27 protein-coding genes and 1 pseudogene are annotated in these 22,199 nt (G+C 59.7%); 14 read left to right on the top strand and 14 right to left on the bottom strand.

Annotated features, from left to right (window positions below):
- Positions 1–56: 56 nt before the first annotated feature.
- From lolA to cysG, 5 genes are all read left to right on the top strand, one after another.
- Positions 57–677 (top strand): outer membrane lipoprotein chaperone LolA, encoded by a 621-nt coding sequence (gene lolA / locus KVQ82_RS18800; RefSeq protein ID WP_041074219.1) that lies wholly within the window; start codon positions 57–59, stop codon positions 675–677.
- Between the two features lie 200 nt (positions 678–877).
- Positions 878–2,200, top strand: a complete 1,323-nt coding sequence (locus KVQ82_RS18795; protein ID WP_003223849.1) for a replication-associated recombination protein A — start codon at positions 878–880, stop codon at positions 2,198–2,200.
- A complete protein-coding gene (gene crcB / locus KVQ82_RS18790) occupies positions 2,200–2,574 on the top strand; it encodes a fluoride efflux transporter CrcB (RefSeq protein ID WP_041074221.1) in 375 nt (124 codons plus the stop codon). Before KVQ82_RS18795 ends, crcB begins: the two co-directional genes overlap by 1 nt.
- A gap of 15 nt (positions 2,575–2,589) precedes the next feature.
- Positions 2,590–3,870 (top strand): serine--tRNA ligase, encoded by a 1,281-nt coding sequence (gene serS, locus KVQ82_RS18785; protein ID WP_003223852.1) that lies wholly within the window; start codon positions 2,590–2,592, stop codon positions 3,868–3,870.
- Positions 3,871–5,265 carry a siroheme synthase CysG gene (cysG, locus tag KVQ82_RS18780; RefSeq protein WP_222015172.1) on the top strand — a complete coding sequence of 465 codons (1,395 nt, stop codon included), beginning with the start codon at positions 3,871–3,873 and terminating at the stop codon, positions 5,263–5,265.
- A gap of 114 nt (positions 5,266–5,379) precedes the next feature.
- On the opposite strand, the gene KVQ82_RS18775 is transcribed toward cysG, so the two are convergent.
- The 8 genes from KVQ82_RS18775 to KVQ82_RS18740 all read right to left on the bottom strand — a co-directional run bounded on the left by KVQ82_RS18775 (position 5,380) and on the right by KVQ82_RS18740 (position 10,148).
- Positions 5,380–6,387: a glutathione S-transferase family protein gene (locus tag KVQ82_RS18775; RefSeq protein WP_222015171.1), complete on the bottom strand. Its 1,008-nt coding sequence runs from the start codon at positions 6,385–6,387 to the stop codon at positions 5,380–5,382.
- Between the two features lie 91 nt (positions 6,388–6,478).
- Positions 6,479–7,480, bottom strand: coding sequence for a glycosyl transferase family protein (locus KVQ82_RS18770; protein ID WP_222015170.1), 1,002 nt, complete (start codon positions 7,478–7,480; stop codon positions 6,479–6,481).
- Entirely contained in the window at positions 7,477–7,812 is a 336-nt protein-coding gene (locus KVQ82_RS18765; RefSeq protein ID WP_003223861.1) for a TusE/DsrC/DsvC family sulfur relay protein, read from the bottom strand. Before KVQ82_RS18765 ends, KVQ82_RS18770 begins: the two co-directional genes overlap by 4 nt.
- Entirely contained in the window at positions 7,809–8,102 is a 294-nt protein-coding gene (tusB, locus tag KVQ82_RS18760) for a sulfurtransferase complex subunit TusB (RefSeq protein ID WP_121184803.1), read from the bottom strand. The genes KVQ82_RS18765 and tusB overlap by 4 nt, the downstream gene beginning before the upstream one ends.
- The gene (gene tusC, locus KVQ82_RS18755; RefSeq protein ID WP_041074231.1) at positions 8,102–8,458 is read right to left on the bottom strand and encodes a sulfurtransferase complex subunit TusC; all 357 of its coding nucleotides are present in this window, start codon (positions 8,456–8,458) and stop codon (positions 8,102–8,104) included. Before tusC ends, tusB begins: the two co-directional genes overlap by 1 nt.
- A 1-nt stretch (position 8,459) precedes the next feature.
- Positions 8,460–8,852, bottom strand: a complete 393-nt coding sequence (tusD, locus tag KVQ82_RS18750; protein ID WP_222015169.1) for a sulfurtransferase complex subunit TusD — start codon at positions 8,850–8,852, stop codon at positions 8,460–8,462.
- A 236-nt stretch (positions 8,853–9,088) separates the two neighbouring features.
- On the bottom strand, positions 9,089–9,793 hold the full coding sequence (locus tag KVQ82_RS18745; protein ID WP_041074232.1) for a YoaK family protein: 705 nt from the start codon (positions 9,791–9,793) through the stop codon (positions 9,089–9,091).
- A gap of 25 nt (positions 9,794–9,818) precedes the next feature.
- Entirely contained in the window at positions 9,819–10,148 is a 330-nt protein-coding gene (locus KVQ82_RS18740; protein ID WP_108182343.1) for a DUF6388 family protein, read from the bottom strand.
- 134 nt (positions 10,149–10,282) lie between these two features.
- Here KVQ82_RS18740 and KVQ82_RS18735 point away from each other — a divergent pair, with 134 nt between their 5' ends.
- On the top strand, positions 10,283–10,633 hold the full coding sequence (locus KVQ82_RS18735; protein WP_041074236.1) for a hypothetical protein: 351 nt from the start codon (positions 10,283–10,285) through the stop codon (positions 10,631–10,633).
- Positions 10,634–10,722: 89 nt separating this feature from the next.
- Here the strand turns inward: KVQ82_RS18735 and KVQ82_RS18730 are convergent, their stop codons facing one another.
- The gene (locus KVQ82_RS18730; RefSeq protein ID WP_041074238.1) at positions 10,723–11,148 is read right to left on the bottom strand and encodes an N-acetyltransferase; all 426 of its coding nucleotides are present in this window, start codon (positions 11,146–11,148) and stop codon (positions 10,723–10,725) included.
- A 147-nt stretch (positions 11,149–11,295) separates the two neighbouring features.
- Here KVQ82_RS18730 and KVQ82_RS18725 point away from each other — a divergent pair, with 147 nt between their 5' ends.
- From KVQ82_RS18725 to KVQ82_RS18710, 4 genes and pseudogenes are all read left to right on the top strand, one after another.
- Positions 11,296–11,733: a hemerythrin domain-containing protein gene (locus KVQ82_RS18725; protein ID WP_041074240.1), complete on the top strand. Its 438-nt coding sequence runs from the start codon at positions 11,296–11,298 to the stop codon at positions 11,731–11,733.
- Positions 11,734–11,955: 222 nt separating this feature from the next.
- Positions 11,956–12,591 carry a lytic polysaccharide monooxygenase auxiliary activity family 9 protein gene (locus KVQ82_RS18720; RefSeq protein ID WP_222015168.1) on the top strand — a complete coding sequence of 212 codons (636 nt, stop codon included), beginning with the start codon at positions 11,956–11,958 and terminating at the stop codon, positions 12,589–12,591.
- Between the two features lie 40 nt (positions 12,592–12,631).
- A pseudogene (locus KVQ82_RS18715) lies at positions 12,632–13,633 on the top strand (chitinase); the annotation flags it as partial.
- Positions 13,634–13,785: 152 nt separating this feature from the next.
- Positions 13,786–14,376 carry an NUDIX domain-containing protein gene (locus KVQ82_RS18710; RefSeq protein WP_222015165.1) on the top strand — a complete coding sequence of 197 codons (591 nt, stop codon included), beginning with the start codon at positions 13,786–13,788 and terminating at the stop codon, positions 14,374–14,376.
- A gap of 83 nt (positions 14,377–14,459) precedes the next feature.
- Here the strand turns inward: KVQ82_RS18710 and KVQ82_RS18705 are convergent, their stop codons facing one another.
- A complete protein-coding gene (locus KVQ82_RS18705; RefSeq protein WP_222015163.1) occupies positions 14,460–14,975 on the bottom strand; it encodes a methylated-DNA--[protein]-cysteine S-methyltransferase in 516 nt (171 codons plus the stop codon).
- Between the two features lie 150 nt (positions 14,976–15,125).
- Here KVQ82_RS18705 and ggt point away from each other — a divergent pair, with 150 nt between their 5' ends.
- The 3 genes from ggt to KVQ82_RS18690 all read left to right on the top strand — a co-directional run bounded on the left by ggt (position 15,126) and on the right by KVQ82_RS18690 (position 18,795).
- On the top strand, positions 15,126–16,853 hold the full coding sequence (ggt, locus tag KVQ82_RS18700; protein ID WP_222015162.1) for a gamma-glutamyltransferase: 1,728 nt from the start codon (positions 15,126–15,128) through the stop codon (positions 16,851–16,853).
- A 66-nt stretch (positions 16,854–16,919) separates the two neighbouring features.
- A complete protein-coding gene (locus KVQ82_RS18695; RefSeq protein ID WP_222015161.1) occupies positions 16,920–17,453 on the top strand; it encodes a cysteine hydrolase family protein in 534 nt (177 codons plus the stop codon).
- Positions 17,454–17,775: 322 nt separating this feature from the next.
- A complete protein-coding gene (locus KVQ82_RS18690) occupies positions 17,776–18,795 on the top strand; it encodes a lysozyme inhibitor LprI family protein (RefSeq protein ID WP_222015160.1) in 1,020 nt (339 codons plus the stop codon).
- A gap of 59 nt (positions 18,796–18,854) precedes the next feature.
- Here the strand turns inward: KVQ82_RS18690 and KVQ82_RS18685 are convergent, their stop codons facing one another.
- Positions 18,855–19,496, bottom strand: coding sequence for a TetR/AcrR family transcriptional regulator (locus tag KVQ82_RS18685; protein ID WP_222015159.1), 642 nt, complete (start codon positions 19,494–19,496; stop codon positions 18,855–18,857).
- Positions 19,497–19,736: 240 nt separating this feature from the next.
- Between KVQ82_RS18685 and KVQ82_RS18680 the strand changes: the two genes are divergently transcribed.
- Positions 19,737–20,372: a hypothetical protein gene (locus KVQ82_RS18680; protein WP_123588268.1), complete on the top strand. Its 636-nt coding sequence runs from the start codon at positions 19,737–19,739 to the stop codon at positions 20,370–20,372.
- A gap of 40 nt (positions 20,373–20,412) precedes the next feature.
- On the opposite strand, the gene KVQ82_RS18675 is transcribed toward KVQ82_RS18680, so the two are convergent.
- The 3 genes from KVQ82_RS18675 to KVQ82_RS18665 form a co-directional block, all read right to left on the bottom strand.
- Positions 20,413–20,958, bottom strand: a complete 546-nt coding sequence (locus tag KVQ82_RS18675) for a hypothetical protein (protein ID WP_222015155.1) — start codon at positions 20,956–20,958, stop codon at positions 20,413–20,415.
- Between the two features lie 93 nt (positions 20,959–21,051).
- Entirely contained in the window at positions 21,052–21,387 is a 336-nt protein-coding gene (locus KVQ82_RS18670; RefSeq protein WP_147438961.1) for a hypothetical protein, read from the bottom strand.
- 80 nt (positions 21,388–21,467) lie between these two features.
- Positions 21,468–22,184 carry a hypothetical protein gene (locus tag KVQ82_RS18665; protein WP_222015153.1) on the bottom strand — a complete coding sequence of 239 codons (717 nt, stop codon included), beginning with the start codon at positions 22,182–22,184 and terminating at the stop codon, positions 21,468–21,470.
- Between the last annotated feature and the right edge of the window lie 15 nt (positions 22,185–22,199).

Genomic DNA, 22,199 nt, shown 5'->3' with positions numbered 1-22,199 from the left:
AGAGGCGGGACAATGATGTGCCGCCGCTCTCCCAACGAGTATTCAAGAGGACTCCCATGCGTCTTATCCGCATGCTGTTGCCAGTACTGGCGCTGACCACGCTCACGGCCCACGCCGATGACAAGGACGTGGCGCGTCTGACTCAATTGCTGGAAACATCGAAAACCCTGACCGCGAACTTCTCCCAGCTGACCCTCGATGGTAGCGGCACCCAGTTGCAGGAAACTCGCGGTGATATGGTCCTGCAGCGTCCGGGCCTGTTCTACTGGCACACCGAAGCGCCAAACGAGCAGACCATGGTTTCCGACGGCAAGAAGGTCACCCTGTGGGATCCGGATCTGGAGCAGGCAACCATCAAGAAGCTCGACGAGCGTCTGACCCAGACCCCGGCGCTGCTGCTGTCCGGTGACGTGTCGAAGATCAGCCAGAGCTTTGAGATCAGTGCCAAAGAGGCGGGCGGCGTGATCGACTTCACCCTCAAGCCGAAGACCAAGGACACCCTGTTCGACAGTCTGCGTCTGTCGTTCCGCAACGGCCTGGTCAATGACATGCAACTGATCGACAGCGTCGGCCAGCGCACCAACATTCTGTTCACCGGGGTCAAGGCCAACGAAGCGGTGCCGGCGTCGAAGTTCAAGTTCGACATCCCGAAGGGTGCTGACGTTATCCAGGAATAAACCCCGGACCCCGGGTCGGGTTCTTGTGGCTTGGAGCTTTTGTGGCGAGGGGATTTATCCCCGATGGGCTGCAAAGCAGCCCCAAAAAGGTGACTGCTGCGTAGTCCATCGGGGATAAATCCCCTCACCACAGGGTCACCAACAGGTGTCCACAGGTATTCCAACCGGTTTCAGACAATCAGAGGTTTCAACGCTACGTGATGGATCTGTTTCGCAGTGCACCGATTGCCCAGCCGCTGGCCGCGCGTTTGCGCGCGACCAATCTGGATGAGTACGTCGGTCAGGAGCACGTGCTCGCTCGCGGCAAGCCTCTGCGTGAGGCGCTGGAGCAGGGTGCCCTGCATTCGATGATCTTCTGGGGGCCGCCGGGTGTGGGCAAGACCACCCTGGCGCGCTTGCTCGCGGAAGTCTCGGACGCGCATTTCGAAACGGTCTCGGCAGTGCTCGCCGGGGTCAAGGAAATCCGTCAGGCGGTGGAAATTGCCAAGCAGCAGGCCGGCCAGTACGGCAAGCGCACGATTCTGTTCGTCGATGAAGTGCACCGCTTCAACAAATCGCAGCAGGATGCGTTCCTGCCCTACGTTGAAGACGGCACGCTGATTTTTATCGGCGCTACCACTGAAAACCCTTCGTTTGAATTGAACAACGCGCTGTTGTCGCGGGCCCGCGTCTATGTGCTGAAAAGCCTCGACGAGACGGCACTGCGCAAACTGGTGCACCGCGCGCTCACTGAAGAGCGTGGCCTGGGCAAGCGTAACCTGACCCTCAGCGATGAAGGCTTTCAGATGCTGTTGTCGGCGGCCGATGGCGATGGTCGGCGCCTGCTCAATCTGCTGGAGAACGCCTCGGACCTGGCCGAAGACAACAGCGAAATGGGCACCGAGCTGCTGCAAAGCCTGCTCGGCGACACTCGACGGCGCTTCGACAAGGGCGGCGAAGCGTTCTACGACCAGATCTCCGCGCTGCATAAATCGGTACGCGGTTCCAACCCTGATGGCGCGCTGTACTGGTTCGCGCGGATGATCGATGGCGGTTGCGATCCGTTGTACCTGGCGCGACGCGTGGTGCGCATGGCCAGCGAAGACATCGGTAACGCCGACCCGCGCGCTTTAAGTCTGTGCCTGGCAGCGTGGGAGGTGCAGGAGCGCCTTGGCAGCCCGGAAGGCGAACTGGCGGTGGCCCAGGCCATCACCTATCTGGCCTGTGCACCGAAAAGCAACGCGGTGTACATGGGCTTCAAGACCGCGCTGCGCGCGGCTGCCGAGTACGGCTCGCTGGAAGTGCCGCTGCACTTGCGCAATGCGCCGACCAAACTGATGAAGCAATTGGGCTATGGCGACGAATACCGCTACGCCCACGACGAACCGGACGCGTATGCCGCCGGCGAAGATTATTTCCCGGAAGAGCTCGAGCCCATTCCGTTCTATCAACCGGTGCCCCGTGGCCTGGAGTTGAAGATCGGCGAGAAGCTCAACCACCTCGCCCAACTCGACCGTTTAAGCCCAAGACAGCGGAGAAAATAGTGCTTCCATTGATTGTTGCGGTCTCCGTCGGCGGAATCGCCGGCACGCTGTTGCGCTTCGCCACCGCTAATTGGGTCAACGCCAATTGGCCGCGGCACTTCTATACCGCGACGCTGGCCGTTAATATCGTGGGCTGTCTGCTGATTGGCGTGCTGTACGGCCTGTTTTTGATACGCCCGGAGGTGCCGATCGAGGTGCGTGCCGGGTTGATGGTCGGCTTCCTCGGGGGGCTGACGACTTTTTCATCCTTTTCACTGGATACGGTGCGCCTGCTGGAAAGCGGGCAAGTGCCGCTGGCCCTGGGCTATGCGGCGATCAGCGTATTCGGCGGGCTGCTCGCGACGTGGGCCGGCCTGTCCCTGACCAAACTTTGATAACGAGAAACCGACATGCTCGATTCCAAACTGTTACGTAGCAACCTTCAGGACGTAGCGGACCGCCTGGCTTCCCGTGGCTTTGCCCTGGATACCGCGCGCATCGAAGCGCTGGAAGAACAGCGCAAGACCGTCCAGACCCGCACCGAAGCACTGCAGGCTGAGCGTAACGCGCGTTCCAAATCCATCGGTCAGGCCAAGCAGCGCGGCGAAGACATCGCGCCGCTGATGGCGGACGTCGAGCGCATGGCGGGCGAGCTGAGTGCCGGTAAAGTCGAGCTGGACGCGATCCAGACCGAACTGGACTCGATCCTGCTGGGTATCCCCAACCTGCCGCACGAATCGGTACCGGTCGGTAAAGATGAAGACGACAACGTCGAAGTGCGTCGCTGGGGCACGCCGACCCAGTTCGATTTCGAGGTCAAGGACCACGTCGCGCTGGGTGAGAAGTTCGGCTGGCTGGACTTTGAAACCGCCGCCAAGCTCTCTGGCGCCCGTTTCGCTCTGCTGCGTGGCCCGATTGCTCGCCTGCATCGCGCCCTGGCGCAGTTCATGATCAACCTGCACGTCAACGAGCATGGCTACGAAGAGGCCTACACGCCTTATCTGGTTCAGGCCCCGGCGCTGCAAGGCACCGGTCAACTGCCGAAGTTCGAAGAAGACCTGTTCAAGATCGCTCGCGAAGGCGAAGCCGATCTGTACCTGATCCCGACTGCCGAAGTGTCGCTGACCAACATCGTGGCCGGTGAAATCGTCGATTCGAAACTGCTGCCGATCAAGTTCGTGGCGCACACTCCGTGCTTCCGCAGCGAAGCCGGCGCATCGGGTCGTGACACTCGCGGGATGATCCGTCAGCACCAGTTCGACAAAGTCGAGATGGTCCAGATCGTCGAGCCGTCGACCTCGATGGAAGCGCTGGAAGGCCTGACCGCCAACGCCGAAAAAGTCCTGCAGCTGCTGGGTCTGCCTTATCGCACCCTGGCGCTGTGCACCGGCGACATGGGCTTCAGCGCCGTGAAGACCTACGACCTGGAAGTGTGGATTCCAAGCCAGGACAAGTACCGCGAAATTTCCTCGTGCTCCAACTGCGGCGACTTCCAGGCCCGCCGTATGCAAGCGCGTTTCCGTAACCCGGAAACCGGCAAGCCTGAACTGGTACACACCCTGAACGGTTCCGGCCTGGCGGTCGGTCGTACTCTGGTTGCCGTGCTGGAAAACTACCAGCAGGCCGACGGTTCGATCCGCGTGCCGGACGTACTGAAACCGTACATGGGTGGCCTTGAGGTCATCGGCTAAATGAAATATCTGCCGCTGTTTCACAACCTGCGCGGCAGTCGTGTGTTGGTGGTCGGTGGGGGGGAAATTGCCTTGCGCAAATCCCGCCTGCTGGCCGATGCCGGTGCGCTGCTGCGGGTGGTCGCACCTGAAATCGAAGCGCAACTGCGCGAACTGGTCACTGCCAGCGGTGGTGAATGCCTGTTGCGTGGTTATGTGGAAGCGGATCTGGACGGCTGCGGCCTGATCATCGCCGCCACCGACGATGAAACGCTCAACGCCCGAGTCTCCAGCGATGCCCATCGGCGTTGCGTGCCGGTCAATGTGGTTGACGCGCCGCAGTTGTGCAGCGTGATCTTCCCGGCGATCGTCGATCGCTCGCCGCTGATCATCGCGGTGTCCAGCGGCGGCGATGCGCCAGTGCTGGCGCGGCTGATTCGCGCCAAGATCGAAACCTGGATTCCGTCGACTTACGGCCAGTTGGCCGGTCTTGCCGCACGTTTTCGCAATCAGGTGAAAAACCTGTTTCCCGATGTGCAGCAGCGTCGCGGGTTCTGGGAAGACGTGTTTCAAGGCCCGATTGCCGACCGGCAACTGGCCGGGCAGGGCGCCGAGGCCGAGCGTCTGTTGCAGGCCAAGATTGATGGCGAGGCGGACATCACCACCGGTGAGGTGTATCTGGTGGGCGCCGGGCCGGGTGATCCGGACCTGCTGACCTTCCGCGCCTTGCGTTTGATGCAGCAAGCTGACGTGGTGCTGTACGACCGCTTGGTCGCGCCGGCGATTCTTGAGCTGTGCCGTCGCGATGCCGAGCGTGTCTACGTCGGCAAGCGTCGCTCCGACCATGCGGTACCGCAGGACCAGATCAACCAGCAACTGGTGGACCTGGCCAAGGCCGGTAAGCGGGTGGTGCGCTTGAAGGGCGGTGACCCGTTCATCTTCGGTCGCGGCGGTGAAGAGATCGAAGAGCTGGCGGCCCACGGCATTCCGTTCCAGGTGGTGCCGGGGATCACGGCGGCCAGCGGTTGCGCGGCGTATGCCGGGATTCCGCTGACCCATCGCGATTACGCGCAGTCGGTGCGCTTCGTCACCGGTCACTTGAAGGACGGTTCCACCGATCTGCCATGGGCCGACCTCGTTGCCCCGGCGCAGACGCTGGTGTTCTACATGGGCCTGGTGGGCTTGCCGGTGATTTGCGAGCAGTTGATCAAACACGGTCGCAGCGCGGACACCCCGGCGGCGTTGATCCAGCAGGGCACCACGGTCAATCAGCGAGTCTTCACCGGCACGCTGGCCGACCTGCCACGCCTGGTGGCGGAGCATGAAGTGCATGCGCCGACGCTGGTGATCGTCGGTGAAGTGGTGCAGCTGCGCGAGAAGCTGGCGTGGTTCGAAGGGGCTCAGGCGCAGGTCTGAAATACCGAGTTGCCCTCATTCGCGAGCAGGCTCGCTCCCACATTGGATCTGTGTCATGCACAAATCCCCTGTGGGAGCGAGCCTGCTCGCGAAGAGGCCCTCAAACACACCGAATCAATCAGAGCCTCTACGCCAAACCCCTTTCCCGTTGAGCCGCGCCCGATCATGCGCCCCGCTGAAATCCTGCTCTGGCCCCTTCGGCACAATCCCCGTGGGATTGATGGTCTTGTGGCTGCCGTAGTAGTGATTCTTGATGTGCTGAAAATCCACTGTCTCGCCAATCCCCGGCCACTGATACAGCTCACGCAGCCAGTTCGACAGGTTCGGGTAATCGGCAATCCGCCGCAGATTGCACTTGAAGTGCCCGTGGTACACCGCATCGAAGCGAATCATCGTGGTAAACAGACGCACGTCGGCTTCGGTCAGGTATTCACCGGTCAGGTAACGATTGGCGCCCAGTATTCGCTCCAGGTGATCCAGCTCGGCAAACACTTCATCGAAGGCCTGTTCATAAGCCTGTTGCGAGGTGGCGAAGCCGGCGCGATACACGCCGTTGTTCACCGCCGGATAAATCCGCTCGTTCAGTGCATCGATCTCGCCACGTAGCGGTGCCGGGTAGAAGTCCAGTTCGTTACCGGTCAGGTCATCGAAGGCGCTGTTGAACATGCGGATGATTTCCGCCGACTCATTGCTGACAATGCGCTTGAGTTTCTTGTCCCACAGCACCGGCACCGTGACGCGCCCGGTGTAGTCCGGGGTGTCGGCGGTGTAGCGCTGGTGCATGAAGGCGAAATCATCAAGTTTGTCGCCGGTCGAGCCCAAGGCCTTGTCGAAGGTCCAGCCGTTTTCCAGCATCAGCCAGCTGACCACGGACACGTCGATCAGGCTTTCCAGACCTTTGAGCTTGCGCAGGATCAACGTGCGGTGCGCCCACGGGCAGGCGAGCGATACATAGAGGTGATAGCGCCCGGCTTCGGCGGCGCAACCGCCTTCACCGCTCGGCCCGGGCTGGCCGTCAGCGGTGACCCAGTGCCGACGTTGCGCCTGTTCGCGCTGGAACGCGCCGTCCTTGCTGCTTTCGTACCACTTGTCCTGCCAGTGGCCATCGACGAGTAAACCCATGATCAAGACTCCTGAATCCAATAAGCGTTGGAGCCGAGTCTATTCCGATGAGTTCGAACAAAAAGCGCAAAGATCAGGCGTCTATGATCGGTTAAATCGATTTGTTGCGCGCGGCCCAGTATTGCTCGGCGGTTGCGAACGCTTGCTCGCGGCTTTGCCCGAGGCCGCGCAGGGCCAGGGCCATGGTTGAAATCAGGGCCATTTGCGGATAGCTGTCGACCACGTCGCCACGCCACACCGCTTTGAGATGTTCAACGTCCAGCGAGGCCGGTTTGACGTGGCGCTGACTGGACAGTTGCGGCCATTCCTCGTCCCAGCTCTCCCCACCGCGTGTGCCATAGAGATGGCTGTCGGCATCCGGGTTGATCTCGATCTCGCCGCCGTCGCCCTTGACCACGATCGCCGTGTCGCCGAGCAGACCGCTGGCCTCGCGATGCACCGCTTGATAGCCCGGATGAAAAATACTTTGCAGGCCACAACGGGCGCGCAGCGGGTTGAGGATTCGCGCCAGCGAATGGATCGGCGAGCGCAGGCCCATGGTGTTGCGCAGGTCGATCATCTTCTGCAACTGCGGCGCCCAGTCCATCAGCGGCATGAACGCCAGACCGCCGTTGTCCAGCGCGCTGCCGACCTGCTGCCACGTGCGGCACAGCGGGAGGTTCAGCTCGCCAAGCAGTTGTTCGGTGTACAGACGCCCGGCGGTATGCGCGCCGCCGCCGTGCATGAAGATGCGCACGCCGTTTTGCGCCAGGCACTTGGCCGCCAGCAGGTACCACGGCAGATGACGTTTCTTGCCGGCATAGGTCGGCCAGTCCAGATCGACGTGCAATGCTGGAGCGTGCAAGCGTTCACGCAAGGCTTCGGTGAAACCGGCCATTTCTTCGGCGCTTTCTTCCTTGTGCCGCAGCAGCATCAGAAAGGCTCCGAGCTGGGTGTCTTCGACCTTGTCGTCGAGCACCATGCCCATGGCTTCCCGGGCCTCTTCACGGGTCAGGTCGCGGGCGCCGCGTTTGCCCTTGCCGAGAATTCGCACGAACTGCGCGAACGGGTGCTCGGCGGGCGTTTCAAGGGTCAGCGCTGGAAAGTCGGTCATAGGCAATTCGTCGGTTTGGGCAGGCCCGCCAGTTTCGCGGCGAGTTTGGCAGGGGTGCCTTTGAACAGTCGGTTCAGGTGCAGGCTGTTGCCTTTGTCCGGGCCGAGTTTGAGTGCGGTGTATTTGATCAATGGACGGGTGGCCGGCGACAGCTGAAATTCCGCGTAGAAGCTGCGCAGCAGTTCGAGGACTTCCCAGTGTTCGGCAGTCAGTTCGATGTCCTCGGCAGCGGCAAGGGCGCTGGCGACGTCATGGGACCAGTCATCGAGGTCGACCAGAAAGCCGTCCTTGTCCAGTTCGATGGCGCGTGCGCCGACAGTCATCGAGTTCATAGCCAGCTGTTGACCTTGTCGTGGCGGATCGACAGTTCGACGAATGCCGGGTAATCGATGGCCTCTGCCCAGTCGGGAGCAACGATGGCGCGGGCCTGCAGGTCTTCAGCGAGGGCGAACAGCTTGACCCGGCGCTCGTTCAGCGTGGCGAATGGCGCGGTGCCGGGTTGCAGGGCATACACCGCGTCACCGGATAACAGCAGGGCGTCGGCAGCGCCGATCACGCGCAGGCAACTGTTCAGGCGCTCGTCGCCGAACGGGGAATGAGACAACACATGCAAAGTCGACATCAGAGGGTGATCACCTGGTCGTAACGGTCAATAAGGGCGCTGATTTCGCTGGCGCCGAGCGGCTGCGCTTCGTCCAGCGACAGCGTGCTCAGGCCACGGGCGCTGGCGCTGTCGGTGCAGTAGAACAGTTCTTCAACGCCGAACATCGGCAGCGCCTGCAGGTTGGCGCTCAGGTCTTTCTGTTGCAGGGCCTTGGCGTTCTGTCCGGCGGCCAATTGCAGTACGCCGTCATCGAGAAACAGCAGGCCGATCGGCAGATCGAACGCGCCGCCGGCCAGCACGATGTCCAGCGCCTCGCGGGCGCCGGGGCCGGACCATGGCGACTGGCGGCTGATGATCAACAGGGATTTGGCCATCTCACGCACCTCCGAAACAGATCAGTCGATCGGCGTCCTGCACTGCATCGTGCAACTGGCCGAGGCCGGACAACTCCCACGGCGCGCTGACCGCGACTGCATCACGCTGGTAGCGTTTGGCTTCTTCGTCATTCAGCACGCCACGGCGCAGGGCGGCGGCGATGCACACCACGCCGTCCAGGTGCTGCTCGCTGATGAACGCGCGCCACTGTTTGGGCAGGTCCAGCTCGTCCTGCGGGGTGACCACCGCGTCGGAGGCGTTGTACACGCCGTCCTGATAAAAAAACAACCGGACAATCTCATGCCCGGCGGCCAGCGCCGCCTGAGCAAACAGCAGGGCACGGCGCGAGGAGGGCGCATGGGCGGCGGAAAACAGCGCAATGGCGAACTTCATGACGGACTCGATCAGCAAAACTGCGGCCATGATAAAGCTTTATGAAGGCAGCCGCGAAACCCAAGTTGCACACACCGATTGCGCGGGAATAACTGTCCGCCTGCTGCTATCGGTCATAGTGCGAATCCATGTAGGAGCTGCGGCACGCTGCGATCTCTTGATCTTTACAAGCAAGATCAAGAGATCGCAGCCTCGTTTCACTCGACAGCTCCTACAGGGGGGGAGTGAGGCCTCGATCAGCGGGGCATATAGCCCAGTTGCCAACGCCGCGGAATGCTCAGCGACAGCACACCGAGCGCCGCCGCCAGCAAGCCGCTGGCGAACAGCGCCCGAAGCCCGAAATGATGTTCCAGTACCGCGCCGAGAATTGCGCCGATGAACATCCCGCTCCATGGCACCAGTTGCACCCGCCAGCCGTTACGGCGTTCGCCGAGCATCCAGCGGCCGAGTCCACGGCCGAAGCGCGATAGCGCGCCAGTCACATAGGTCAGGCCGACCGGCAGACCATTCACTTCCTCGACCGCCGCGTTAAGCATGCCCATCGCGATGATCGCCGCCAGCAGCGCCGGCAGTTGCGTGTCATACGGCCACGCGGCCGCGAAGCACAGCAGGGTGGCGATGCACAGCAGCAAGGGCAGTGTGCGCCGACCACTGAGGCGACCGATCACGATGCCCAAGGCATTACCGATCACGAACGTGACGACGAGGATGACCAGGCGCAGCGTCAGTCCGAGGTCGCCGTCACTGATCGCCACCGCCAACCGCGTGGTGTTGCCGCTCATAAAGGACACGAAATCGCCACTGGCCATGAAGCCGATAGCATCGGTCATGCCTGCCAGCACGGACAGACTGGCCACCAGTGCCAGACCGATACGGCCACGCCATTTCTGCCGATGCAAATGCCCGGACGTGGCGCGGTGAGTCGAAGTGGAGGGCAGCATCGGTGACGATATCCTTGAGCGGCGGTTAAGGTTCCAACCCGTACAGATCGCAGTAATCGGCCCAGCTCATGTGGGCCATTTCCGCCACTTCGCGGTGCACCTCCATGCGCTGAGCCTGGTACTCCTCGGGCGTTTGCGCCGTGAGCTGCAAGGTCAGTTCCCAAGCGAACAGGCCTTGATTCTCCGCCTCAGCCTCGAAGGCTTCGTGCAGGCGTTCCTCACGATACTGCGCCGGGGTTTCGCCCTTGGCCTGGGCCAGCAGTGGATTGAGATGATCGAGGGTTTCGCGCAATTCGGGGCGCGCGTCGAGAAACAGTTTCAGGGCTTGTTCATGTCGCTGGTCGGTGGGCGCCATGTGTATTCCTTGTCAGGCTGATGACTCTAGGGTGCCGGAGCGGCCGGCGTGTGTCGCGCTATAAATGCAGTAAAGCAGAACGATTTTGCCTGTTGCGATGATACAGTCCGCTTTTTTCTGAATGAGCGAATGCAATGCGAATTCTGATGGTAGCGCTGGCCGCGACCGTGCTGGCGGGCTGCGCGGGTTCGGTGATGGACGATTCTCGCACCAAAGCCCCTTACAAGGTTCTGACCTCGGACAAGCCAGAGAAAGTCGTGGCCCAGTGCGTGCAATTCGCCTGGCAGGACGAGGCGGTGTTTGGCGTGGACGCCGGCGCGTATCTGCAACCGGGCAAGAAGGGCGGCTCGACGGTGTATACCCGTTCGGCAGAGTCGTTTGTCGACGTGACCAGCGATGCGTCGGGGACGGTGCTCAATTACTACGTGCAGAAGGATGATTTTGTCGCCAAGCGGCGTTTGGCGGGGTTGGCGACCTGTCTTTGATATTGCGCTGAGCGGCTGCAGGCTTGCTCCCACTGTTTGAAATGCATTCCATTGTGGGAGCGAGCCTGCTCGCGAAGGGCTCTTGAGATTCAACCCTTCAGGCGCTTCTGGAAATAGTGCCTGCTATGCCCCGGCGGATAGTCGACGATCTCGCCAAACTGGCTGAATCCCAACTTCTTGTAAAACTCCGGCGCCTGAAAATCGAAGGTATCCAGCCAGATGCCCAGGCAGCGCTTCTCGTTGGCCAGCTCTTCGGCCATGGTCATCAGTCTCGAGCCAATACCCTGGCCGCGCCCCTGTTCCGGCACCGAAAGCAACTCGATGTACATCCACTGGAAAATCACCCGGCCATACAAGCCGCCGAGTATCGCGTCGTGTTCATCACGTACCAGCAGGGCGAACGGTTCCGACGTGGAGCCCCCGGTCTGGGCGTCGTTGTAGGCAATCAACGGCTCGAGGATAGCCTTGCGCTGTTCTTCCGTGGGGTTCTGTGACAGCTCGATTCGCAACGTCATACGCAACTTCCTTGTGAGGTGAACGCGCAGCCTATCCTGCCCGGCGGGCGCTTTCCAAGTCCTTGCTCATCCCTTTGGAACCGCCGCTGTTGCGTCGGGGTCTAGCTTCTACAGCGTCATTTCGAACGCGGTTGATGAGGACCCCCCATGAATATTTTCGAAGCCCTTCGCGAAAGCCACGACCGTCAGCGCAATTACGCCAAAGCTCTGGTCGAAACCAGCGGCGACACCCCGGAGCGGGTCGAAGCCTACAAACAGCTCAAGGCCGAACTGCAGGCTCATGAGACCGCCGAAGAACGCCACTTCTACATTCCGCTGATGGAGTTCGACAACGGCGTCGATCTCAGTCGTCACGCGATCTCGGAACATCATGAAATGGACGAGATGATGGAAGAGCTGGATGAGACCGAGATGTCCAGCCCGGCGTGGCTGGCCACCGCTAAAAAACTTTCCGACAAGGTTCATCACCATCTCAAGGAGGAAGAGCAGAAATTCTTCCAGATGGCCGGCAAGCTGCTCGACGACAAGCAAAAGGAACAGCTCGCCGGGCAATACGAAAAGGAATATCAGGCACAACTGGAGTGAGTGATGAATGCGGGTTTTTGCTGTGTCGGCGTGTAGGCCTTTAGCCATGCGTCAGGTGGGCGTTGTCGTAATTGACTGTATATGCATCCAGTGTTTGCGGCGTTTTCCACTAGAGACGCCGATTACCTGCGACAACACCGCCGATGGACAAAAAAACCACCTCCGTTAGCTTGAAGGCCTCTCCTCGGACAGGAGAGTTCTTAAATCAACGGAGTGAAAAACATGAATCAACCACAAGCTCAAACCCAACTGCGACACGGTCGCGTTACCTCTCCAGCCAGCCGCGGTGCGGTCGCCATCGAGCAAGGATTGCTCGGTGCCTGGCAGGTCAACGAAATGGAAGGGGGCAAGAATTTCCCGGCGCTGACGGCAGGACCTTTTCCTGCGCCCTATGGCAGTGACAGCGACAGCGTCACACCACCCGCCGACGGTTACATTCTCAGCGGTGGCAAGACCGATGCCCGTGACTGTGTGAACTTCACCGACGAGGAAATGAGCAAAAAGCTCAACCGTCCGTTCAACTGGCCACTGCTCAGTGTGACCCCGGGCCAGATGCTGGAAGTGAAGTGGGAATACACCGCGCCACACACCACCCGTGGATATCGCTGGCTGATCACCAAGGATGGCTGGGATCCGAAGCAACGTATTTCCCGTGCACAGCTTGAAGCGCAGCCTTTCGCCGAAGACTTCTACACTCAGGTGCCGTATTACAGCTATCCGGGGGAATTGAAGGCCAAGGTCAATCATTCGGTGAAATTGCCGGCCAGCAAAAAGGGTCGTCACGTCATCGTGTTGATGTGGATTGTCGCCAACACCGGTAACGCGTTCTATCAGGCGTTCGACGTCGACTTCAAATAATGGCGTAACGCTCAACCCACAGGTTCTGAAGGATTAGAACATGTCAAATATCGACTTTTCGTTAATGCACAGTCAGGCCGCCGACGCTGCCTCGCTGATGCCAAGCATCGCCGGCAAGAAAATTCTCATGGGTTTCTGGCACAACTGGCCGGCCGGTCCGAGTGACGGCTACCGCCAGGGCCGCTTTGCCGAGATCGCTCTGGAGGCGGTGCCCAAGGAGTACAACGTGGTTGCGGTGGCGTTCATGAAGGGCAGCGGGATTCCGACCTTCAAACCGTACAACGTCTCCGATGCCGAGTTCCGGCGCCAGGTCGGCGTGCTCAACAGCCAGGGGCGGGCGGTACCGGTCTCCCTGGGCGGCGCCGATGCGCACATCGAATTGCGTGCCGGTCAGGAACAGCCGCTAGCCAATGAAATCATCCGTCTGGTGGAAACCTATGGCTTTGACGGGCTGGACATCGATCTTGAACAGAGCGCGATTGATTTCGCTGCCAACAAGACCGTGTTACCGGCCGCGCTGAAGCTGGTCAAGGATCACTACGCAGGCCAGGGCAAGCATTTCATCATCAGCATGGCCCCGGAGTTTCCGTACCTGACCACCAACGGCAAATACGTCGGTTACCTGCAGGCGCTGGAAGGCTACTACGACTTCATCGCACCGCAGTTCTACAACCAGGGCGGCGACGGGGTCTGGGTGCCGGAAGCCAACAATGGCAATGGTGCGTGGATCGCGCAGAACAACGACGCGCTGAAAGAGGATTTCCTCTATTACCTGACCGAAAGTCTGGTGACCGGTACCCGGGGCTTCACCAGAATCCCGGCGGACAAATTCGTCATCGGCCTGCCGGCCAACGTCGATGCCGCTGCCACCGGTTATGTGATCGACAGCACCGTCGTGGGCAATGCGCTCAAGCGTCTGGCGATCAAGGGGCTGCCGATCAAGGGCCTGATGACCTGGTCGGTGAACTGGGACAACGGCGTCAGCAAGGATCGCCTGCCGTACAACTGGGAGTTCAGCCGGCGTTATGGACCGCTGATTCACAGCGCTCGAACAGCGGCGCAGGAAACGGATGATGCGTTGTCGCGCATCGCCCGTTAATCGCAAGTAAAGAAGCCCGGTAGCGCTGCCGGGCTTTTTTTGTGGGCGCGATTAATCGACTATGGGCGTTTTCCGATGACAAAGGATCAGGCGTCATGATCAAGACAGCCGAGCGGGTCAACATCGTCGACACTCAGGTGTTGTCCCACGACTGGTACCTGTTGAAGAAGATTACCTTTGACTACCTGCGCAACAACGGCGACTGGCAGCGGCAGACGCGCGAGGTCTACGACCGGGGCAATGGTGCGGCGATCCTGTTGTTCAACCGCGAACAGCGCACCGTGGTGCTGACACGCCAATTCCGTTTGCCGGTATTCGTCAACGGCCACGACGGCTTGTTGATCGAAGTGGCGGCAGGTCTGCTGGAAGGTGCGGCACCGGAGCAGCGGATCCGTGACGAAGCCGAAGAGGAAACCGGTTACCGCGTCCACGACGTGAAGAAGGTGTTCGAGGCTTACATGAGCCCCGGTTCGGTGACCGAGAAACTGCACTTTTTCATTGCCGAGTACGACGCGAAATCGAAGGTCAGTGAGGGCGGCGGCCTGGAAGAAGAAACCGAAGAGCTGGAAGTGCTCGAATGGGGCTTCGATGAAGCACTGGCTGCATTTCACCGTGGCGAGATCTGCGATGCCAAGACCATCATGCTGTTGCAGTATGCGGCGATGAATAACCTGTTTGTCCGATAAAGCAAAGATCGCAGCCTGCGGCAGCTCCTACAGGGAACGCATTCTCATGTAGGAGCTGCCGCAGGCTGCGATCTTTTGATCTTCTAAAACAAATCCCCAGTCCTGCCCACCGCCGACCAGTTACCACCCTCCAACACCAGCAACCGCTCTTTGGCCTCAAGCCCACCCGCAAATCCGGTCAACTTCCCCGACGCGCCAATCACCCGATGGCACGGCGCCACAATCGAAATCGGATTGCGCCCATTCGCCGCTCCGACCGCACGCACGGCTGTCGGGTGACCGATCTGCTCGGCGATCTGGCTGTAGGTTCGGGTTTCGCCAAACGGAATGGTCAGCAACGCTGCCCAGACCTTTTTCTGAAAATCGGTGCCGACAAAATCCAGCGCCAGGTCGAAGCGATCACGCTTGCCGGCGAAGTATTCTTCAAGCTGCTGTGCGGTTCGTTGCAGCAGCGGATTGTTCGGTGCTGCGCTCATCGGACCAAGGCGCACCCGGCCCGGTTTGTCGTTTTCCCAGAGGATGGCCGCCAGTCGTGCGCCGTTCGCAACCAGCTTCAGTTCGCCGACCGGTGAGGGCAGGGTGATGAACGTGTAGGGCATGGGCAGAACTCCGGATCAGCGTGGCGAAGGCGTCCAGCATACTGGCTGATCGGGGAGGCGCAAATCGCAATAGCGACCATACTGCTTGGTGCTTTTGCAGCGTTCCCTTCTGCTCTGCACAGAACCCAAAAACAAAAAAGAGATCGACTCATGAAGTACGAACCTTTGGCCAAAACGCTGATCGCGACTTCACTGGCACTGAGCTGCCTGATGGCCCACGCCGCTTCCGTTGCCCCGGTTGCCGCCGAGAACGGCATGGTGGTCACTGCCCAACACCTGGCCTCCCATGTCGGCGTCGATGTGTTGAAAAGTGGCGGTAACGCGGTGGATGCGGCAGTCGCTGTGGGCTATGCGCTGGCGGTGGTGTATCCCGCGGCAGGCAACCTCGGCGGTGGCGGTTTCATGACCATTCAACTGGCGGACGGGCGCAAGACCTTCCTCGACTTCCGCGAAAAAGCCCCGCTGGCGGCGACCGCCAACATGTACCTGGACAAGGACGGCAACGTCGTCCCGGACCTGAGCACCCGCGGTCACCTCGCCGTGGCGGTGCCCGGCACCGTGTCGGGCATGGAGCTGGCGCTGAGCAAGTACGGGACCAAGCCGCGCAAGGAGATGATCGCCCCGGCGATCAAACTGGCGGAAGACGGTTTCGAACTGGAGCAGGGCGACGTCGATTTGCTGGACTACGCCACCGATGTATTCAAGAAGGACATGCGTGATTCCGGCTCGATCTTCCTGCACAACGGCGAGCCGAAGCAGGTCGGGCAGAAACTGGTGCAGAAGGATCTGGCGAAAACCCTGCGCACCATTTCGGAAAAAGGCGCTGACGGTTTCTATAAGGGCTGGGTGGCCGACGCCATTGTCACCTCCAGTCAGGCCAACAAGGGCATCATCACCCAGGCCGACCTCGACAAATACAAGACCCGCGAACTGGCCCCGGTGGAGTGCGATTACCGCGGCTACCACGTGGTTTCGGCGCCACCGCCAAGCTCCGGCGGGGTGGTGATCTGCGAGATCATGAACATTCTTGAAGGCTATCCGATGAAGGACCTGGGCTTCCATTCGGCCCAGGGCATGCACTACCAGATCGAAGCGATGCGCCATGCCTATGTTGATCGCAACAGCTATCTGGGCGACCCGGATTTTGTGAAGAACCCGATCGAGCATCTGCTGGACAAGAACTACGCGACCAAGCTGCGCAACGCGATCCAGCCGCAGAAGGCCGGAATCTCCGCCGAACTGAAACCCGGCGTCGCGCCCCATGAAGGCAACAACACCACGCACTATTCGATCGTCGACAAGTGGGGCAACGCAGTGTCGGTGACCTACACCCTCAACGACTGGTTCGGCGCCGGGGTGATGGCGAGCAAGACCGGGGTGATCCTCAACGACGAGATGGACGACTTCACCTCCAAGGTCGGCGTGCCGAACATGTACGGTCTGGTGCAGGGCGAGGCCAATGCCATCGCTCCCGGCAAAACTCCGCTGTCGTCGATGAGCCCGACCATCGTCACCAAGGACGGCAAAGTGGTGATGGTGGTCGGTACGCCGGGTGGCAGCCGCATCATCACCGCGACCTTGCTGACCATGCTCAACGTCATCGACTATGGCATGGGCCTGCAGGAAGCGGTGGACGCGCCGCGCTTCCACCAGCAATGGATGCCTGAGGAAACCAACCTCGAAGACTTCGCGGCCAGCCCGGATACGAAGAAGCTCCTTGAGAGCTGGGGCCACAAGTTCGCCGGGCCGCAGGACGCCAACCACATCGCCGCGATCCTGGTCGGCGCGCCGTCGCTGGGCGGTAAGCCAGTGGGCAAAAACCGCTTCTACGGGGCCAACGATCCACGACGCAATACCGGATTGTCACTAGGCTACTGACAGGGGTAAAAAGGGGGCGGGCGCTGCTCCGCCCCGGTTTCAACGTTCGATCAAGGAAGGCCCATCATGTCTAGCGCATTGCTGATCATCGACGTCCAACAGGCTCTCTGCTCGGGCCAATATCAGTGCTTCGACATTCGCCGCGTCATCGACACCATCAACCAGCTCAGCACTCGCGCGCGCAAGGCTAGCGTGCCGGTGGTGCTGGTGCAGCATGAAGAAAAGGACAGCCCGCTGGCCCATGGAGCCGAAGGCTGGCAACTCGCCGATGGCCTGCTGACGGCAGATCAAGACCTGCGCATACGCAAAACCACCCCGGATTCGTTCTACCAGACCGAGCTGGGCAAACTGCTGCCCGGTGAAGACTTCGAGTGCCTGATCATCTGCGGCCTGCAAACCGACTATTGCGTCAACGCCACCGTGCGCCAGGCCCATCAGTTGGGTTACGACGTCGTCCTCGTAGCAGACGCTCATTCCACTCTCGACAACGGCAACATGAGCGCCGAAGACATCATCGCCGAACACAACAAGGATCTGGCGCACCTGACGGGGGCCACCGGACGCATTGACGTCAAACCCGCAACCGAGGTCATTTTCTGAAGCCCGAAAATAGCTCTGTTGTTCTTACTGGCCTCATCGCTGGCAAGCCAGCTCCCACAGGGTTTGGCATGGATCACGAAGTCTTTGAACAACACAGATCATTGTGGGAGCTGGCTTGCCAGCGATGGCGATGGATCTGTTAATGAAGATGCAAGCTGTACCCACCCAATCGCCAGCAGGCTGGCTCCCACAGTGATTGATGGTGTTCACAGATTCCATGTACAGCAAAAAATCCCTGTGGGAGCGGGCGTGCTCGCGAAGACGGCAGTACTGACCGCACTTCACTGGCATAATCCCGCGCCCCGAAGAATGGAATCTGTCGATGTTGTCTTTCAAACCCCGCCACGCCTTGCTGCTGACATCCCTGGTATTTTCCACTACCGCGCATGCCACCAGTTTCGATTGCACCGGCGCCACCAGCCCGGCTGAAAAAACCATTTGTTCTGATCCCTACATCTCCAACCTTGATGAAAAACTGAGCTCTCTGTGGCGTGTCACGTTGCCGAAAGTTGCGGATTCGAAAGCCTTGAAGGCCGATCAGCGAGGCTGGCTAAAGCAACGCAATCAATGTGCTGTGGATGTGGCCTGTTTGCGCCGGGAATACCTGATGCGCCTCAAAGCACTGGAATTCATGGCCAAACCCTTCAATTGGGATGCGACCTGGCAACTCATTCCATGGGGCGTATCATCGTCGGTCGAGGTTAAAACCAAGCGTATCGATGCCACTCATATCGCCTTTGATATTTCAGGCGTGGCTGGCGCCAACTCCGGCGATATGGATGGCGTCGCCAACATTGTGGGCAGCGAAGCACACTATGCCCAAGATGACTGTTCGTTGAAGTTCAGCGCATTCAACGGTCTGTTGGACATTGACCAGGATGGTGCAGACCCTACCTGCGGCGGTGGAATGGGGGTTTACTACGGCGGTCGCTACGTGGCATCGGAACAGCCAGTGGCGATTGATTACGACTTGCTGAGTCTGGGGGTGGCGCGGACTGAGCAGGAAAACGAGCTATTACACACTCTGCTCAAAGGCGATTATCAGACGTTGTTGCAAAACAGTGGATCGATGGTGACGGCTGATGCTTCCCGCGATGTGCCGGATGCTCAGGTCGATGAGTTCTGGTTGCGTGGGCTGGCCAACACCAATGCAGGCATTCTGATGCGCGCGCCGGACGCTCGGGTATGGCTGGTTTTATTGGTGTTCGATGAGCAGCGTAATTTGCGTGCCCGCTATTACACCAACGCGCTGCAATGGAAAAAACGTGTGCCCGAAGCATTGCTTGCCTGGCACAAGCGAATAGAGAACGGTGAGACGTTGCCGCTGGATTTCATGCCCTGATTCTCTGCGGCGAGGTTTTGGCGAAATGTCGACGGGGCTGACCAACAGCCCCGCTGCAGTCAAGTCGCAAACAACCAGCCACGCGCACTCGCGACCGGTTCCGACACCACCCCCTCCAGCACCATCCGCGTAATCGTCTCCGCCGCCGTCCGATAATCCTCATCCTGCGGCACTGCGCGCCCGGTGATGCAGCCCATTTGCCAGCCAATGTTGGTGTAGGTGCGGGTCGCCGACCAGATGAACAGCATCAGGTGCTCAGGATCCACCGGGGCCAGCAGGCCGCGGTCGATCCAGCTGCGCAAGCAGTCGACGTTGCGCCGGGCTTCGGCGTGCAGCAGGTCGCGGCATTCGGTCGGTAGCTGGCGGCCCCCCAGCAGCAGCTCGCCGCTGAAAACCCTGGCAATCGCCGGGTGTTCACGGGCGATGCGGATGCGCGCGGCGACGTAGGCGCGCAGGCCGATCATCGGATCGTCGCTTTCACGTAACGCCGCCGAGGCTTCCAGCAGCGGTTCGACGAACCCCAGCAGAACCTTGGCGTAGAGGTTTTCTTTGGTCTGGAAGTAGTAATACAGGTTGGCCTTGGGCACGCCGGCGCGGGCGGCGATATCGCGGGTCTGAGTGGCGTCGAAACCGTTGGCGGCAAATTCTTCGCTGGCGGCGGCGAGGATCAGTTGCTCGTTGCGTACGCGGATGGCGCTCATGGGAACACGATGTAAATGGTTGGCATGGGCAGATACTGACAATTTGGTTTCGCAATATACAAAACTATATAGCGATGAGGCCAGCTGACTGCTTGATTTGCGGCAGAGCTGAGCGAATTTTTATGAGTAAATTTCCCGAAGCGGCCTTTCCTCAAGCGAGCGCTCTCTCTAGAATCCGCCCCGCCTCCGCAATGGAGGCTCATTGCTATCATTTGGCTCGGTTCACATAGGGAAGACAACATGCAATTCGGGAAAATCCTGGCGCTGGGCCTGGTGCTTGCGCTCGGTGGTTGTGCCAGTTTCACCAAAGACGAAGTCGCGCCGGTCAAGCTGCCATCGATGGCCAGCTACGCGAATAAACCGAACGTGTATGTGGACTTCGACTTCTATCAGGGCGAGCCGAAAAGCACTTCGGCCGTAGAAGTGCCGCAAGCGCGAGATCAGCTCAAACCTGAGCTGCAAAAAATTCTGACCGATTCGGGCCTGTTCGGCCGCGTCACCCTGGACGAGTTCCAGAAGCAACCGGGTGACTACAGCCTGCGTCTGAAAATGTACAACCATCCGCCGAATGCCGGTTCGATGGTGTTGGGCTTCATCAGTGGTTTCAGCCTCGGGGTAATCCCCGCGTACGGCACCGATCAGTACACCATGAGCCTCGAAGCCGTGGACGGAACAGGCCAGGCCCTGACCACCGCGAGCAACCATGATGCGGTCGGTACCTGGATCGGTATCTGGTTCATTCCGCTGATGGGCAACACCCCGAAGGCCGCGGTCAACGACACGTTCGCCCGTCAGGTCAACGCGCTGCTCAAGCAGATGATCGACAATAACAACCTGAAATACTCGGCACTCGAGACCCGCACTCCGCGGGCCTGATGCCAAAAAAAGAGCCGCAATTGCGGCTCTTTTTTTGCCCTTACTTCAGGGCCTGGATGAACTGCGGATCGCTGTACAGTTCCTTCAACAGATCACGCAGCATCGGGTTATAGGCGTTGACCGCATTCGGGATCGCAATGAAACCGAAGAAGCTGCTGCTCCACTGGCTGCTGACATTCTTGGTTGCGTCGTAGACCACATTCTGGCCATTGAGCAGAGTGAAGCGTGCCGCGATTTGACCTTCGCCTGTGCCCATGCCGGCCGACAGGTTGTTCTTCACCACCAGCACTTTCAACTGACGCTGAGCCTGTGGATCAAGCAGGCCGGCCTTGCGCAGTTCTTCGGTGATCGCGTCCTGGATATGCGCCGGGATGCTGCCGGACGGCGAGCGCACCGGATTGGCCCGCACGGTCAGCGAGCCTTCGCCGGACTCGGCCGTCACCAGTGGATTGCTGACCGCATGCAGGGGCGGGGTCTGCTTGAGCTTCTGGACGTTTTCGAAGCTCGGCTCATAGCGGGTCATGGTCATGCCACAACCTTGCAGCAGCACGGCCAGCATCGGGATCAACAACAGAGACTTTTTCACGGCGTTTCCTTGCGTGAGGAATAAAGGGGGCGGATTATGGGCAGAGTGCCATCATTGATCAACATCAAAAGGGCCGCCGTTTGCGTTCATCTGCTAGATGAAATCCACCCATACTGCGTTGCCCACCAGATGGCAACGCGCCACCCCTTCGTGATCCAGCACAGCGCAAAGAAATGACGCATGACGCGGTGTAAGGGCCGGCCAGTTACTCTCCAGAAACGATCCCACACTGTGGGGAGGAGCATTGGTCATGTCGAAACCGCCGCGAACTCGCTGACCGTGAAAGTTCAGTGTTATGGCATTGATGACTGCACTGCTGATAGTTACCTCGCCTGATTCAAACTCCAGGGTAATACCTGTGCGGGCATTGCCTCTGTAGCTGAATTCGGTTCGTCTGGACGCATGGCCACAGGTCATGATGGTTGGCAATTGATCACCTCTAAAAGAAAAAGCGCGACAGGTTGATACCTGGAGAGTCAAGGTCGGATAACGACAGGCGCTGCCCGGCGTCAATCAGCCCGTACCTGATTGATCAAAACCGGTAATCCCCAGCCTCCTTTTCCGTCCAGTGACATGATGGAAAGCAGGTAGTTGTCGACTTGGCGCAGAGACACGTCATGCGCGAATAGCGCTTTCATATCATTCTGTAGATTGAGCACTTTCTTGCACCACTCGCCATAACGCGCAACTTTGCCGAATGTCGTATAACCCCGATAGCTTTCCCCCCGAGCGTCCATGACCCATGACCAGCTCAATCGGGCGAGTGAATCGACTATCGGAAAAAAATTCGGGCGGTGGAAGTGCAAGTATTTGGACGCCAGGCTGCTGTTTTCCCGTTTATTGGCAGCGCTCAATGCTTTGCACAATTGGGCATGGATCGCTGTCGCCTGGTCGATGTTGCGCAAGGAAAGCACAGCCGGTCGAGGAATTTTCGCCAGCAGGTCATGAACATCGGACTGAGCAATGGCATGGGCCGCCTCGATAATCACATCCAGCGCCTGGCGTTCGTCTTTTGAAGTGCCATTGGTTTTCCGGCGCTCGACCGATGCCGAATAAGTTCGACCGATCAGCATCAGTTTTCCGATGATTTGCGCCGGCTCGTCATTGTCTGGATTGTCCTTAACCGCTTGGTAAAGCATCTGATTGACGACGTCGAACGGTGGGCAGCCAAAAGCGTTGCCCAGCCAATTTGCTTTAGGTGGATACCATTGTTCCTGAGTAGACATTTTCAGATCCATGAA

Source organism: Pseudomonas sp. AO-1, assembly GCF_019775695.1.
Taxonomy (GTDB): Bacteria; Pseudomonadota; Gammaproteobacteria; order Pseudomonadales; family Pseudomonadaceae; genus Aquipseudomonas; species Aquipseudomonas parakoreensis.
Note: the sequence above shows the minus strand (reverse complement) of the source record. Positions and strands in the feature narration are given on the sequence as shown.

Bases quoted from the DNA above. Each gene is read 5' to 3' on its own strand.
- tusB (WP_121184803.1), bottom strand. From the start codon at position 8,102: ATGTCGACTTTGCATGTGTTGTCTCATTCCCCGTTCGGCGACGAGCGC.
- KVQ82_RS18765 (WP_003223861.1), bottom strand. From the start codon at position 7,812: ATGAACTCGATGACTGTCGGCGCACGCGCCATCGAACTGGACAAGGAC.
- KVQ82_RS18680 (WP_123588268.1), top strand. From the start codon at position 19,737: ATGCAATTCGGGAAAATCCTGGCGCTGGGCCTGGTGCTTGCGCTCGGT.
- KVQ82_RS18665 (WP_222015153.1), bottom strand. From the start codon at position 22,184: ATGTCTACTCAGGAACAATGGTATCCACCTAAAGCAAATTGGCTGGGC.
- KVQ82_RS18795 (WP_003223849.1), top strand. From the start codon at position 878: ATGGATCTGTTTCGCAGTGCACCGATTGCCCAGCCGCTGGCCGCGCGT.
- tusD (WP_222015169.1), bottom strand. From the start codon at position 8,852: ATGAAGTTCGCCATTGCGCTGTTTTCCGCCGCCCATGCGCCCTCCTCG.
- KVQ82_RS18705 (WP_222015163.1), bottom strand. From the start codon at position 14,975: ATGCCCTACACGTTCATCACCCTGCCCTCACCGGTCGGCGAACTGAAG.
- KVQ82_RS18745 (WP_041074232.1), bottom strand. From the start codon at position 9,793: ATGCTGCCCTCCACTTCGACTCACCGCGCCACGTCCGGGCATTTGCAT.
- KVQ82_RS18735 (WP_041074236.1), top strand. From the start codon at position 10,283: ATGCGAATTCTGATGGTAGCGCTGGCCGCGACCGTGCTGGCGGGCTGC.
- KVQ82_RS18725 (WP_041074240.1), top strand. From the start codon at position 11,296: ATGAATATTTTCGAAGCCCTTCGCGAAAGCCACGACCGTCAGCGCAAT.
- KVQ82_RS18690 (WP_222015160.1), top strand. From the start codon at position 17,776: ATGTTGTCTTTCAAACCCCGCCACGCCTTGCTGCTGACATCCCTGGTA.
- lolA (WP_041074219.1), top strand. From the start codon at position 57: ATGCGTCTTATCCGCATGCTGTTGCCAGTACTGGCGCTGACCACGCTC.
- KVQ82_RS18685 (WP_222015159.1), bottom strand. From the start codon at position 19,496: ATGAGCGCCATCCGCGTACGCAACGAGCAACTGATCCTCGCCGCCGCC.
- cysG (WP_222015172.1), top strand. From the start codon at position 3,871: ATGAAATATCTGCCGCTGTTTCACAACCTGCGCGGCAGTCGTGTGTTG.
- KVQ82_RS18740 (WP_108182343.1), bottom strand. From the start codon at position 10,148: ATGGCGCCCACCGACCAGCGACATGAACAAGCCCTGAAACTGTTTCTC.
- KVQ82_RS18775 (WP_222015171.1), bottom strand. From the start codon at position 6,387: ATGGGTTTACTCGTCGATGGCCACTGGCAGGACAAGTGGTACGAAAGC.
- KVQ82_RS18770 (WP_222015170.1), bottom strand. From the start codon at position 7,480: ATGACCGACTTTCCAGCGCTGACCCTTGAAACGCCCGCCGAGCACCCG.
- KVQ82_RS18710 (WP_222015165.1), top strand. From the start codon at position 13,786: ATGATCAAGACAGCCGAGCGGGTCAACATCGTCGACACTCAGGTGTTG.
- KVQ82_RS18730 (WP_041074238.1), bottom strand. From the start codon at position 11,148: ATGACGTTGCGAATCGAGCTGTCACAGAACCCCACGGAAGAACAGCGC.
- tusC (WP_041074231.1), bottom strand. From the start codon at position 8,458: ATGGCCAAATCCCTGTTGATCATCAGCCGCCAGTCGCCATGGTCCGGC.
- serS (WP_003223852.1), top strand. From the start codon at position 2,590: ATGCTCGATTCCAAACTGTTACGTAGCAACCTTCAGGACGTAGCGGAC.
- KVQ82_RS18720 (WP_222015168.1), top strand. From the start codon at position 11,956: ATGAATCAACCACAAGCTCAAACCCAACTGCGACACGGTCGCGTTACC.
- ggt (WP_222015162.1), top strand. From the start codon at position 15,126: ATGAAGTACGAACCTTTGGCCAAAACGCTGATCGCGACTTCACTGGCA.
- KVQ82_RS18695 (WP_222015161.1), top strand. From the start codon at position 16,920: ATGTCTAGCGCATTGCTGATCATCGACGTCCAACAGGCTCTCTGCTCG.